Genomic DNA, 13,221 nt, shown 5'->3' on the forward strand with positions numbered 1-13,221 from the left:
CAGAGCAAACGATAGACCGAAAAAAGCCCCGCATCTCGTGGCGAGAGCGGGGCTTGGCAGTTTTTTTACGCCTTACAGGGTTTCGGCCCAGAGGTCGTATTCGTCGGCGTCGGTCACCCGGCACCAGACCTTGTCGCCCGGCTTCAGGTCGCCCGCGCCGTCGATGAACACATTGCCGTCGATTTCCGGGGCATCGAAGAAGCAGCGGCCCACGGCGCCATTCTCGTCGACTTCATCGATCAGCACTTCGATTTCCTTGCCGATGCGCTGTTGCAGGCGTGCCGAGCTGATTTCCTGCTGGTGCGCCATGAAGCGCTCCCAACGGTCCTGCTTGACCTCGTCCGGGACCACTTCCAGGTCAAGGTCGTTGGCTGGAGCGCCTTCCACCGGCGAGTACTGGAAGCAGCCGACGCGGTCCAGTTGGGCTTCGGTCAGCCAGTTCAGCAGATACTGGAAATCTTCTTCGGTTTCGCCCGGGAAGCCGACGATAAAGGTCGAACGGATGATCAGTTCAGGGCAGATCTCGCGCCAGTTCTTGATTCGCGCCAGGGTCTTGTCTTCGAAGGCCGGGCGCTTCATGGCCTTGAGCACTTTCGGGCTGGCATGTTGGAACGGGATGTCCAGGTACGGCAGGATCTTGCCGGCGGCCATCAGCGGAATCAGCTCGTCCACGTGCGGGTAGGGGTACACGTAGTGCAGGCGAACCCATACGCCCAGGGTGCTCAGGGCTTCGCAGAGCTCGGTCATGCGGGTCTTCACCGGCGCGCCGTTCCAGAAGCCGGTGCGGTACTTGACGTCGACGCCATAGGCGCTGGTGTCCTGGGAGATCACCAGCAGTTCCTTGACCCCGGACTTGACCAGGCGCTGGGCTTCGTCGAGCACATCGCCCACCGGGCGGCTGACCAGCTTGCCGCGCATCGACGGGATGATGCAGAAGCTGCAGCTGTGGTTGCAGCCTTCGGAAATCTTCAGGTAGGCGTAGTGCCGCGGGGTCAGCTTGATGCCTTGCGGCGGCACCAGGTCGATCAGCGGGTTGTGGTCCTGTTTCGGTGGCACCACTTCGTGCACGGCGTTGACCACCTGCTCGTACTGTTGCGGGCCGGTGACCGCCAGCACGCTAGGGTGCACGTCACGGATATTGCCTTCTTCCACGCCCATGCAGCCGGTGACGATGACCTTGCCGTTTTCCTTGATGGCTTCGCCGATCACTTCCAGGGATTCGGCCTTGGCCGAGTCGATGAAACCGCAGGTGTTGACCACCACGACGTCGGCGTCCTGGTAGGTGGAGACCACGTCATAGCCTTCCATGCGCAGTTGAGTGAGGATGCGCTCGGAGTCGACCAGAGCTTTTGGGCAACCCAGGGATACGAAGCCGACTTTCGGGTTGGCCGGCGCGGAGGGGGTGGACATGTCTAACCTCGGTATTGGGTGTCGAGCCACTTGGGGGGCAAGTGCGACGGTTGGGCGCTGGCTGCGCCTCTGATCAAAAAGTGCGCAATTCTAGCGATGGTCGAAGCGCTTGACCAGCTTTATGCGGGGGAAATACGACGAGCGCTGGACTATGCTTCGTCCCGTTATGCCCGGTTGCTTTCATACGGTGTTAGTTGGTGCCTTAGTGGTAATAAGAATCTGCAAATTACATGGCAAACTGCGCAACTTAAGAGAATAGCGCTTGTATAACCTTGCGCTTTCTATATAAGAAGCCCCGGTCTTGAGTAGTAGGAGTCATTGATGGGTCAGGCAAGTAGTCAGGCGGCGAGTGGCGAGCACTCCGGGGGCAAGCCTCTGGGGATGCTGGTGGCGGCGGTCGGGGTGGTGTATGGCGATATCGGCACCAGTCCGCTCTACACCCTCAAGGAGGTGTTTGCCGGCCATTATGGGGTTCAGGTCAATCACGACGGGGTGTTTGGCATCCTGGCCCTGATTTTCTGGTCGTTGGTCTGGGTCGTCTCGATCAAGTACGTGCTGTTCGTCCTGCGGGCCGACAACCAGGGCGAGGGCGGCATCATGGCCCTGACCGCGCTGGCCAGGCGGGCTTCCGGTTCCTATCCACGCTTGCGTTCGATGCTGGTGATTCTGGGCCTGATCGGGGCGGCGCTGTTCTATGGCGACAGCATGATCACCCCGGCGATTTCCGTGCTGTCAGCGGTCGAGGGCCTGGAGCTGGCATTCAGCGGCCTGGAGCATTGGGTAGTGCCGATGGCGCTGGTGGTACTGGTGGCTTTGTTCCTGATCCAGAAACACGGCACTGATCGCATCGGCAAGCTGTTTGGCCCGGTGATGGTGGCCTGGTTCGTGGTTCTGGGCGGGCTGGGGGTCAATGGCATTCTCCAGCACCCCGAGGTGTTGCAGGCGTTGAACCCGATGTGGGGCGTGCGCTTCTTCATTGTCCATCCGGGCATGGGGGTCGCCATCCTCGGGGCGGTGGTTCTGGCATTGACCGGTGCCGAAGCCTTGTACGCCGACATGGGGCACTTTGGGCGCAAGCCCATTGCCCGGGCCTGGTTTGCCCTGGTGTTGCCGGCGCTGGTGCTGAACTACTTCGGCCAGGGCGCGCTGCTGCTGGAAAACCCTGAAGCCGCCCGCAACCCCTTCTACCTGCTGGCGCCGAGCTGGGCCCTGATTCCGCTGGTGGTGCTGGCCACCCTGGCCACAGTGATCGCGTCCCAGGCGGTGATTTCCGGGGCTTTCTCCCTGACTCGCCAAGCAATCCAGTTGGGTTACATCCCGCGGATGCACATTCAGCACACCTCCAGCGCCGAGCAGGGGCAGATCTACATCGGCGCGGTGAACTGGGCGCTGATGGTGGGTGTGATCCTGCTGGTGCTCGGTTTCGAGTCCTCCGGTGCCCTGGCTTCGGCCTACGGCGTGGCGGTGACCGGGACCATGCTGATTACCAGCATCCTGGTGTCGGCGGTGATCCTGCTGCTGTGGAAGTGGCCGCCGATGCTGGTGGTGCCGCTTTTGGTGGGTTTCCTGCTGGTGGACGGGCTGTTCTTCGCCGCCAACGTGCCGAAGATCTTCCAGGGCGGCGCCTTCCCGGTACTGGCGGGGATCGTGCTGTTCATCCTCATGACCACCTGGAAGCGCGGCAAGGAATTGCTGGTGGACCGCCTGGACGAAGGTGGGCTGCCGCTGCCAATCTTTATCGGCAGCATCCGCGTACAGCCGCCGCATCGGGTACAAGGCACCGCCGTGTTCCTCACCGCCCGTCCGGACGCCGTGCCCCACGCCTTGCTGCACAACCTGCTGCATAACCAGGTGCTGCACGAACAAGTGGTGCTGTTGACGGTGGTCTACGAGGATATTCCGCGTGTACCTGCACAGCGGCGCTTCGAAGTGGATTCCTACGGCGAAGGCTTCTTCCGGGTGATCCTGCACTTTGGTTTCACCGATGAACCGGACGTCCCGGAAGCCCTGAAACTGTGCCACCTGGACGAGCTGGACTTCAGCCCCATGCGCACCACCTACTTCCTCAGTCGTGAGACCGTGATCGCCTCCAAACTGGTGGGCATGGCCCGCTGGCGCGAAGCGTTGTTCGCCTTCATGTTGAAGAACGCCAACGGCAACCTGCGCTTCTTCAAGCTGCCGGTGAACCGGGTGATCGAGCTGGGTACTCAGGTCGAGATGTAATCCTGACCAGACAAAAGCCCCCGTTGCCTTGCGGCAGCGGGGGCTTTTTCGTTTCTACGGTTCTGTAGGAGCGGGCTTGCTCGCGATGACGGACTGGTAGCCGACATCGATGCTGATGACTGGACGGTTTCTCCCGGAGCCCTCCGGCCCCGAGATCGCCCCTGGTCTTTACGCGGCTAGCGCCTGCACCACATCGTCCACGACCGCCTTGCCGATGGTGGTCAGGTAGTGCGCCGCCCAGGCGTGACGGTCGCTGTCCTTGCTGTAGGCGGCGTCCTCGGCAAAGGCCTTGGCCAGGGACAGCAGGTCGGAGGCTTGGGCCAGGGCTTCGCCAATGGGCAGGCCGGGGCTGACCTGGAACAGCGGGCGTTCCGAGCAGTAAAGGAAAGTGCTTAAGCCGATAGTTTTCAGATCTGACAGTTGAGGCGGGTTCGCATTGTTCATGGTCCAACTCCTGAATTTGAGGAGCTACCGCGTTCGTTTCCAAGCGAATGGGTGGCAGCTGTACGCAGGTTGGAAAACCGGGAATCCAGGAAACCGGCAGACCCGAAGGTCTCCCACGCACAGCCGCCATAACAGATGGATTGCAGGTGCTAAATTCGCCTGCAATCACTATGGGGTGCTAGTTGCCCAGACTCTTCGGGTTTCCAAGCCCGGCCGCTGAATGCTCAGCGACACCCGGAGCCTAGCCCGTCGAAGCGCAGGCCAGCAAGGCAGCAAAGTGCCCAAAACGCACCCCCTACACAACTCTCGGAGTTTGCCTACAAGCTGCGCGGGAGTCATCCGCCATTACGCGCGCTTCAACGAGGTAACTAGACAGCTGATGTAAAAAAGCCCCTGCAACCTGAGGCTGCGGGGGCTTTGTCGGGCTAGGCTCAGCTCACTCTTGAGCGGTGGCCTGATCCTTGGTCTGGCGCTTTTCGATGGCGTCCACCAGGCGCTTGGCCAGCGCCGGGTAGTTCTCATCGAAGTGATGGCCGCCCGGCAGCTTCATGGCTTCACCGACCGCAGTCTTGTCGGTGCAACCGCTTTCGTCGACTTCTTCCTCACCGTAGATGCACACCACCTTGGCGGCGGGGAGCTTGGCCATTTCCGGGCCGGTGGCGGCTTCCTTGCCGGCATTGCCCAGCCAACCTTCGACTTCGATCTCGAAGCTGCCGGTACGGGCGAAGGCCAGCAGGATAATGGCGTCGATGCGCTGCTGTTCGGCTTCCGGCAGGCGGTTGTAGATCGCTGGCAGCACGTCGGCGCCGAAGGAGTAGCCGGTCAGCACGAAGCGCTTGGTGCCCCACTTCTGCCGGTAGTGTTGCATCAGCTCGGTGAGGTCGACGGCGCTTTGCTCAGGCGTCTTGTGCTGCCAGTAGTAGCGCAGGGTGTCGATGCCCACCACCGGGTAGCCGATCTTGGCCATTTCACCCGCCACGTCACGGTCCAGGTCGCGCCAGCCGCCGTCGCCGGAGAGGAACAGGGTCACGGTGTCCTTGGTCTGGCCGGCCGGTACTTCCACCACGGGAATGTTCAGGCCGCCGTTGTCCGAGCCTACCAGCAGTTTGCGCAGCTCATTGTTCAGCACTTGCGGCAGGTGAATGTCGTAGTCGCTGATGCTGGTGGTGGCGTTGGGGGTGTCGCGGACGAAACCGGCGCTTTCATCGTCGGGGTTGTCGTTCCAGGCCACCAGCCAATGGCCGTGGGCCAGGGTCTTGGGCAACGGATCGGTGCAGCCCGGGGCCGGGTTGATGGTGAAGCCAACTGACACTGCCTGGGCCTTGTCGTCGTTCTGGGAGGCGATCCAGCGCCAGGCCAGGGCGGCGCCCGGGCCAATCCCGCTGACTAGGGTGGCTGGGCCGTTGAGCTGGGGCAGGGCACCTTGCAGGGCTTGTTCCTGCAGTTTGCAATCGTCCTTGGGCAGGATCACCTGGACGATCTGCGCCGCGCCGCTGCGGCTCAGGGCCAGCAGTTGTTTGTCGGTCAGGGTCGAATCAGGCAGCACCGCCACCACTACCCGGGCCTTGGCCTTGGTGCCTGGGGTCACTCGGGTCAGGGTCGAACCGTCGGCCTGGGTCAGTTGTTCCAGGGTGGGTTCAGGGGCGGGACGGTTCCACCACCAGTAGCCGCCACCCGCAATCAAAGCCAGCACCACCAGTGTGGCCAGCAGATACCGCCAAGAGCGTTGAATCATCAGCGTTTCACCAATCCAGTCAGGCCGCCTGCGATCAGGGCGGCGGTGTCGGCCAGTGCCACCAGCGGGTCGAGCCCGGCCGGCACGGCCATGTAACGGGGTTCCCAGTCGGGCTGGAACTTGTCTTTGAAGCGGCGCAAGCCTTGGAAGTTATACAGTTGCTCGCCGCGACGGAAGACCATCGAGCCGAGGCGTTGGGTCAGCGGTGCGCCACGGCGGGGTTGCAGGCCGGACAGCGGCACCATGCCCAGGCTGAAGCGGGCGTATCCATGATTTTTATAATGCTGGATCAGGCCGACCATCATGAACTCCATGGTCAGCTTCGGCGCGTCCGGGTGCGCGCGCATCAAGTCGAGGCTGGCCAGGTCATGGCCGTAGGTCTCGAGCAGGTTGGCGAAGGCCACCGGGCGTCCTTCAAAACGAATGATGGCGATGCGGAAGTGCTTCAGGTAGTCGTCGCTGAAACGGCCCAGGGAAAAGCCTTTCTCGCGGACATTCTTGCCGGTCAGCCAGGCGTCGGAGATCACCTTCAGCTCGTCCATCGGCGCTTGGCCGGGTTCGTGGATCTCCAGCGACAGGCCGTCGCGGGTGCCACGGTTCCAGGTGTAGCGCAGGTCCTTCATCTCTTTGCCCTTGGCTTCGAGATCAAAGCGCTTGAGGTCAACCCGGGCCTCTTCACCGAGCTTGATCGCGGTCAGGCCGATGTCCATGTAGTAGGGCAGGTTCTCCGCCCGTACCTGGTAGAACACCGGGCGCGCGTGGTGCAGGTCGCACAGGTCGCGGAACTGCCAGATCATTTCCGCGCGCTGCTGGGTCGGGCCGATGGGGTCGTACAGCGCCACCAGGCTGCGGCCGCGGCGAGCGTACATCAGGAAGGCGTCGTCGTTGGGGTGGAACAGCAGCGCCTTGTCCCCGGTCAGGGCCAGGCCACCATCGGGTTGAGAGGAGGCCATGAGGATCTTCGCGGCCTTGTCCAACTCGTCGCTGGTGGGCAGATGGATGACCGGGCGTGCGGTGCGCAGCAGCCAGGTCAGGGACACCACCAGCAACAGCACCGCAGCTCCCAACAGCGAGCGCAGGCCCCGGGGGGCGTCGGCGTCGAGGGTGAACTGCCACCACAGTTGGTGACTGTAGGGCACGTCCTGATAGGCGAACAGCAGCAGCCAGATGGAGGCCCCGAGCACGCAGACGCTGGCCACCAGGTACAGCGGCGAGAAGGGCAGTTCGGTGAGGCGGCTGGGGCGATAGAACGAGCGCCGGAAAACGGCCAGCAGGCTGGCGGTGAGGGTCATCAGGCAGGCTTCTTCCCAGTCAAAGCCTTTAAGCAGCGAGAGCAGGGCGCCCACCAGCAACAGAATGGTGGTGAGCATCCAGGCGGCGGACAGGCGACGGCGCAGGCCTTGGGCCAGCAGCAGGCAGAGCACGCCGATCAGGCTGGCGCCGAAGTGCGAAGCGTCCACCAGGCGGTGGGGAATCAGGAAGCCGATGTGCTGCAGACGGGTATCGATTTCCGGGGTGGCGCCGGAGAACAGCAGCACCACGCCCGAGAGGAACACCAGCACCGCCAGGATCGGCGCCGCCAAGCCGGAAGCTACCCGCAGGGATTGCCGGGTCTGGAACAGGCGCTGGGCTTCGTTGATCAGCAGCAGGACGCAGGCCACCAGCATCGGCAGCACCACGTAGATCAGGCGATACAGCAGCAATGCTGCCGCCAGGGGCGCGGCACCGAGCTTGTCGGCGAACGCCGCCAGCAGGATGGCTTCGAACACCCCGACGCCGCCGGGCACATGGCTGAGCACACCAGCGGCCAGGGCCAGCAGGTACACCAGCAGGAAGGCGCCGAACGGCGGTGCCTCCGGCAGCAGCAGGTAGAGCACGGTGGCGGCTGCGGCGACGTCCAGGGCGGTGATGATCAGTTGCAGGAAGGTCAGGCGGCGTCCAGGCAGGCGCAGGGTGCGGCGCCCGACCCGGACCAGCAGGTTGTCGCGCAGGGGCTGCTCCGGCAGGCGTCGGCGATAGATACCGACCGCCAGTACCGCGCCCAGCAGCAGGACGGCAATGGCAATGCCGGCCAGCAGGCTTTCAGGCAGGCGCAGGGCCGCCGAGGCTGCCGGCAAGTTGCTCAGGGTGGCCAGGGCCGCCAGCGGTGGCAAGGCACAACCCAGAGAGAGGCTGGCAAACAGGGTCATGTGTGCAACGTCGGAGGCCCCCAGCCCGTGACGTGCATACAGGCGATAACGTACCGAACCGCCGGATAGCAGCGACAGACCGATGGCGTTGCCGATGGCGAAAGCGGTGAAGCCGCCCAGGGCCAGGGTGCGGCCGGGCAGGTTGACCCCGGCGTAACGGCTGGCGGACCACTCGTACCCCAGCAGAATGATGAAGCCGACGATGGTCGCGCCCAAGGCGCCGAGCAGGGCCGGCTTGGGCACCTCGAGGATCGAATCGTGCAGGGCGTAGAAGTCCAGCTCGCTGAGCAGGTGACGGCAAGCGATCAGGGCAATGGCGAACAGCAGCAGGGTTATGGCCAGGCCCAGGGGTTGGCGGTACTTGCTCAACAGGTCCAGCCAGCGCAAGCGAGTGGCTGTCACAGGTTGAGTGGCGGTAGTGGTATCGCTGTCTTGTGAATCAGACGTGTTGGCGCGCATCAATCACCTCGTGGATTGTGCGCGACAGGATGGGGGTATCCAGCCAAGTTACCAATCCCTGTAGAAAAAATAGTTTCAAATATTAACGCGTCTCACCGTGGCCCGGCGACCCTGGGCAATGGCCACCGGGTGGTCGCTCGAGACAGAGCATAGCTCGCATCTTGAAGGGTCGAAGCATCGCTAACGGCTCGCAACACTTTGCCAGGTCATTGTTGCGAAAGGACTTTTTCAACAGATACAAAAAAGGCCACTCTTTCGAGCAGCCTTTTTTGATGTTTGGTTGCGGGAGCCGGATTTGAACCGACGACCTTCGGGTTATGAGCCCGACGAGCTACCAGACTGCTCCATCCCGCGTCTGTGTGGCGGCATTCTACAGGCGAACGACTGAGTGTCAACCGTTAATGGTCCAATAGGTCAAATAAACGTCGAATGGCCAGTTCTGTCTCTTAAGTCATCGACAGCTAAAGAGTTTTGCCTGTGCCATGTTTGAGAGGGAGTAGTACAAAACAGGCACGCACAAAAAAGGCCACTCTTTCGAGTAGCCTTTTTTGATGTTTGGTTGCGGGAGCCGGATTTGAACCGACGACCTTCGGGTTATGAGCCCGACGAGCTACCAGACTGCTCCATCCCGCGTCTGTGTGGCCGAATTCTACAGAGCTGGCAGATCCTGTCAATCATTAAATTTTGAAAATTGCTTCCGGTTCAATCGCTTAGCTTCCTTGAAGGGGCTTTTCGGAAGGCTCGGGCCTAGCTAGAACGGGGCTTGCAGCTCTATTGAAGGCGTTGTTGTCATTGAGCAAATAAATTCAGCCGGGCCTGATGAAGGTCAGCGCGAAGATGCAAGGTACTGGTGCTATATACAGGTGTCGGTAGATACTTGCCTTCTGCTTTCATTGCGACCTGTGCCTTCCATGATCTCTGCCTTTATATGATGCAGCGCAAAATCATCCACATTGACTGCGATTGCTTCTACGCCGCCATCGAAATGCGCGACGCCCCGCACCTGGCCAGCAAGCCGCTGGCGGTGGGCGGGTCAGCGGATCGACGGGGGGTGATTGCTACCTGCAATTATGAGGCGCGGGCCTATGGGGTGCGCTCGGCCATGTCCTCCCGGCACGCCCTGACCCTGTGCCCGGACCTGGTGATCGTCAAGCCGCGCATGGAGGCCTATCGGGAAGCTTCCAAAGAGATCCATACGATCTTTCGCGACTACACCGACCTGATCGAACCCCTGTCGCTGGACGAGGCCTACCTGGATGTTTCCGAAAGCCCGAGCTTTGCCGGCAGCGCCACGCGTATCGCCCAGGACATTCGCCGTCGGGTTTCCAATCAGTTGCACATCACCGTGTCGGCCGGGGTGGCGCCGAACAAATTCCTGGCGAAGATCGCCAGTGACTGGAAAAAGCCCAACGGCCTGTTTGTGATCACCCCTGACCAGGTGGAGGATTTCGTCTCCGAGCTGCCAGTGAGCAAGCTGCACGGCGTGGGCAAGGTCACGGCGGACAAGCTGGGGCGCCTGGGCATTGTCGACTGCCTGCAATTGCGGGACTGGAGCAAGCTGGCGCTGGTGCGCGAGTTCGGCAGTTTTGGCGAGCGCCTGTGGAGCCTGGCCCGGGGCATCGATGAGCGGCCAGTGCAGAACGATAGCCGGCGGCAGTCGATCAGCGTGGAGAATACCTACGACGTGGACCTGCCGGATCTGGACAGTTGCCTGCAGAAGTTGCCGGAACTGATGGAGATCCTGGCGGGGCGCATGGCGCGCATCGACAGCAGCTATCGGCCGGGCAAGCCTTTCGTCAAAGTGAAGTTTCATGATTTTACCCAGACCACCCTGGAACAGGCGGGGGCGGGGCGTGACCTGGAGAGTTATCGGCAATTGCTGACCCAGGCCTTCAAGCGCGGCGGCAAGCCGGTGCGCCTGCTGGGAATTGGCGTGCGTTTGCAGGATATGCGCGGCGGTCATGAACAGCTGGAGCTGTTCCGAGGGGTGTTGTAGGGGCTGGCCGGTTGCGATCCATCCGAGGCATCGCTTTCGCCGGCAAGCCGGCTCCTACAGGGGGTCAGTTGCTGCCGGGGTCGGCCACCAGGCGGCCGGCATTCTTGGTCAGGGACTTGAGGAACTCGTTCTGCAGCTCCGGATCGTTGCGGGTCAGCTCGATCAGGCTTTGCTCCAGTTCGCTGGCTTCTTCCTCCAGGCCCAGCTCCGACAGGCGTTTGACCCGGTGCACCCACTGGCTCACCTCATCATCTTCCAGGTCGTCGTAGATCAGTGCATGGGCTTCCTGCAACTTGCTGCGCAGGCCGCTGCTGATGCTCAGGGAGGAGTCCGAATGCACTTCGTCCTGAGCGTCTTCGACACTGATCTGCAGCTTGCCGATGTGATTCAGGTCCTGCTCGGAAAACGGATTGTCCAGCAGGTTCAAGCGCAGCACGCCATTGCGGTCGGTGCTCAGCTCGTAGGTCTGCTTGCCGGCCTTGACCTGCACCGGACGCTCGCTCCATGGCAGGCTCGAATACTCCAGGCGCTTGTCGCGCTGGACTTCATCGATGGCTGCCAGGTTCTGCTGGGCACGGCCATGGGACGGCATGTTCATGAACGGGTTGAGTCCGGACACGCCGTAGCTGATCCAGTCCTTGGTCACGCTGTCCGGCAGGTTGCCCAAGGCGAACACATTGACCACATTGGCCCCGACGCCCGCCACCAGTGCCACCGCGCCCAGCGGGATCTCGTAGATCTCGCGCCAGGGTTGGTAGGGCGTGTAGCGATCGTAGCGGCGGGTGACCTCGAACTCGGTGACTTCGAAGGTCTTCTGTTCGTGAATGCGCACTCGGCGTTGCGGCAGCTCAAGCACCTTAGGCTCACCGACATCGATCTGCAGGCTGTGATCGAGCAGTTTGCGCTCGACACGTTCCTCGTGTTCGCTGCGTTGCGACATCTGGTTGGCACAGCCGCTGACCAGCAGGGCGCCGCATAAAGCGGCGCCCCCGAGGCTTAAGGTGTTTCGCTTGAACATGACTTCTCTATCTGGTTTCAGCGACGGATACGGGCTTGAAGGAAGGACAGCACGTCAGCCACGGGCAGTGCTTGCGCCTCGGCTTCGGTACGGCTCTTGTATTCCAGGTTGCCTTCGGCGAGGCCACGGTCGCTGACCACGATCCGGTGAGGAATGCCGATCAGCTCCATGTCCGCGAACTTGATGCCCGGGCTGGTCTTCTTGTCACGATCGTCCAGCAGCACTTCGAAGCCGGCAGCGGTGAGTTCCGCGTAGAGCTTGTCGGTGGCTTCGCGAACCTGCTCGGTTTCGTAGCGCAGTGGCACCAGGGCAATCTGGAACGGCGCCAGGGTGTCGCTCCAGATGATGCCGTTGGCATCGTTGTTCTGCTCGATGGCAGCAGCCACCACGCGGGATACGCCAATGCCGTAGCAACCCATTTCCAGGGTCACCGGCTTGCCGTTCTCGCCCAGCACTTCGCACTTCATCGCCTTGCTGTACTTGTTGCCCAGCTGGAAGATGTGCCCGACTTCGATGCCGCGCTTGATTTCCAGGGTGCCCTTGCCGTCCGGGCTCGGGTCGCCGGCCACCACGTTACGCAGGTCGGCCACGGTCGGAACCGGAAGATCGCGTTCCCAGTTGACGCCGAAGTAGTGCTTGTCGTCGATGTTCGCACCGATACCGAAGTCGCTCATCAGCTCGACCGAGCGGTCGATGATGATCGGCAGCGGCAGGTTCAGCGGGCCGAGAGAACCGGCGCCGGCACCAATGGCGTCACGCAGTTCGGCATCGGACGCCATGACCAGCGGGCTGGCAACGCCAGGCTGGTTGGCGGCCTTGATTTCGTTGAGTTCGTGGTCGCCACGGATGATCAGGGCAATCAGCTTGCCTGGTTCTTCGGCGTGGACGATCAGGGTCTTGATGGTCTTTTCAATCGGCAGATTGAATTTTTCCACCAGCGCGGCAATGGTCTTGGTGTCTGGCGTATCGACCAGGCGCAGTTCTTCGGCTGGCGCTGGACGCGAGGTTTCGCGAGGCACGGCCTCGGCCTTCTCGATGTTCGCCGCGTAGTCGGAGCCGTTGCTGAAGACGATATCGTCTTCACCGGATTCGGCCAGCACGTGGAATTCGTGGGAGCCGGCGCCGCCGATGGAGCCGTTGTCCGCTTCAACCGGGCGGAACTTCAGGCCCAGGCGGGTGAAGACATTGCAATAAGCCTGGTGCATGCGGTCGTAGGTGACCTGCAAGGACGCCTGGTCGGCGTGGAAGGAGTAGGCGTCCTTCATGATGAACTCGCGGCCGCGCATCAGACCGAAGCGTGGGCGGATTTCATCGCGGAATTTGGTCTGGATCTGGTACAGGTTCAGCGGCAGCTGCTTGTAGCTGCTCAGCTCGTTGCGAGCCAGATCGGTGATCACTTCTTCGTGGGTCGGGCCGGCGCAGAAATCGCGACCGTGACGGTCTTTGAAGCGCAGCAGCTCCGGGCCGTATTCTTCCCAGCGACCGGATTCCTGCCACAGCTCAGCCGGCTGAGTGCTCGGCATCAACACTTCAAGCGCGCCCGCGGCGTTCATTTCTTCGCGAACGATGGCTTCAACCTTGCGCATCACCCGCAAGCCCATCGGCAGCCAGGTGTACAGGCCGGAAGCCAGTTTACGGATCATGCCGGCGCGCAGCATCAGCTGATGGCTGATCACGACCGCGTCGGAAGGCGTTTCTTTCTGTGTGGCGAGCAAATATTGACTGGTGCGCATGGTAGGCCGTTGTC

8 protein-coding genes and 2 tRNA genes are annotated in these 13,221 nt (G+C 62.0%); 2 read left to right on the forward strand and 8 right to left on the reverse strand.

Going from position 1 to position 13,221, the window contains the following annotated elements:
* Positions 1-72 precede the first annotated feature (72 nt).
* Positions 73-1,410: a 30S ribosomal protein S12 methylthiotransferase RimO gene (rimO, locus tag ABCR88_RS06535; protein WP_011059594.1), complete on the reverse strand. Its 1,338-nt coding sequence runs from the start codon at positions 1,408-1,410 to the stop codon at positions 73-75.
* A gap of 321 nt (positions 1,411-1,731) precedes the next feature.
* On the opposite strand from rimO, the gene ABCR88_RS06540 reads away from it, so the two are divergent.
* Positions 1,732-3,633: a potassium transporter Kup gene (locus tag ABCR88_RS06540; protein ID WP_041116282.1), complete on the forward strand. Its 1,902-nt coding sequence runs from the start codon at positions 1,732-1,734 to the stop codon at positions 3,631-3,633.
* 168 nt (positions 3,634-3,801) lie between these two features.
* Here the strand turns inward: ABCR88_RS06540 and ABCR88_RS06545 are convergent, their stop codons facing one another.
* The 5 genes from ABCR88_RS06545 to ABCR88_RS06565 form a co-directional block, all read right to left on the reverse strand.
* Positions 3,802-4,077 (reverse strand): DUF3077 domain-containing protein, encoded by a 276-nt coding sequence (locus tag ABCR88_RS06545; RefSeq protein WP_350023667.1) that lies wholly within the window; start codon positions 4,075-4,077, stop codon positions 3,802-3,804.
* 436 nt (positions 4,078-4,513) lie between these two features.
* Positions 4,514-5,812 (reverse strand): AcvB/VirJ family lysyl-phosphatidylglycerol hydrolase, encoded by a 1,299-nt coding sequence (locus ABCR88_RS06550; RefSeq protein WP_350404251.1) that lies wholly within the window; start codon positions 5,810-5,812, stop codon positions 4,514-4,516.
* Positions 5,812-8,460, reverse strand: coding sequence for a bifunctional lysylphosphatidylglycerol flippase/synthetase MprF (gene mprF, locus ABCR88_RS06555; RefSeq protein ID WP_041116286.1), 2,649 nt, complete (start codon positions 8,458-8,460; stop codon positions 5,812-5,814). Before mprF ends, ABCR88_RS06550 begins: the two co-directional genes overlap by 1 nt.
* A gap of 277 nt (positions 8,461-8,737) precedes the next feature.
* A tRNA-Met gene (locus tag ABCR88_RS06560) sits at positions 8,738-8,814 on the reverse strand.
* Between the two features lie 202 nt (positions 8,815-9,016).
* Positions 9,017-9,093 (reverse strand) — tRNA-Met (locus ABCR88_RS06565).
* 295 nt (positions 9,094-9,388) lie between these two features.
* On the opposite strand from ABCR88_RS06565, the gene dinB reads away from it, so the two are divergent.
* The gene (gene dinB / locus ABCR88_RS06570; RefSeq protein WP_041116288.1) at positions 9,389-10,456 is read left to right on the forward strand and encodes a DNA polymerase IV; all 1,068 of its coding nucleotides are present in this window, start codon (positions 9,389-9,391) and stop codon (positions 10,454-10,456) included.
* Between the two features lie 64 nt (positions 10,457-10,520).
* Here dinB and ABCR88_RS06575 read toward each other — a convergent pair whose 3' ends face one another.
* Both ABCR88_RS06575 and ABCR88_RS06580 read right to left on the reverse strand, forming a co-directional pair.
* The gene (locus ABCR88_RS06575) at positions 10,521-11,474 is read right to left on the reverse strand and encodes a hypothetical protein (RefSeq protein ID WP_011059599.1); all 954 of its coding nucleotides are present in this window, start codon (positions 11,472-11,474) and stop codon (positions 10,521-10,523) included.
* A 17-nt stretch (positions 11,475-11,491) separates the two neighbouring features.
* Positions 11,492-13,207: a proline--tRNA ligase gene (locus ABCR88_RS06580; protein WP_015634388.1), complete on the reverse strand. Its 1,716-nt coding sequence runs from the start codon at positions 13,205-13,207 to the stop codon at positions 11,492-11,494.
* Positions 13,208-13,221 lie beyond the last annotated feature (14 nt).

The organism is Pseudomonas sp. W17, assembly GCF_040268305.1.
In the GTDB taxonomy this organism is placed as follows: Bacteria; Pseudomonadota; Gammaproteobacteria; order Pseudomonadales; family Pseudomonadaceae; genus Aquipseudomonas; species Aquipseudomonas protegens.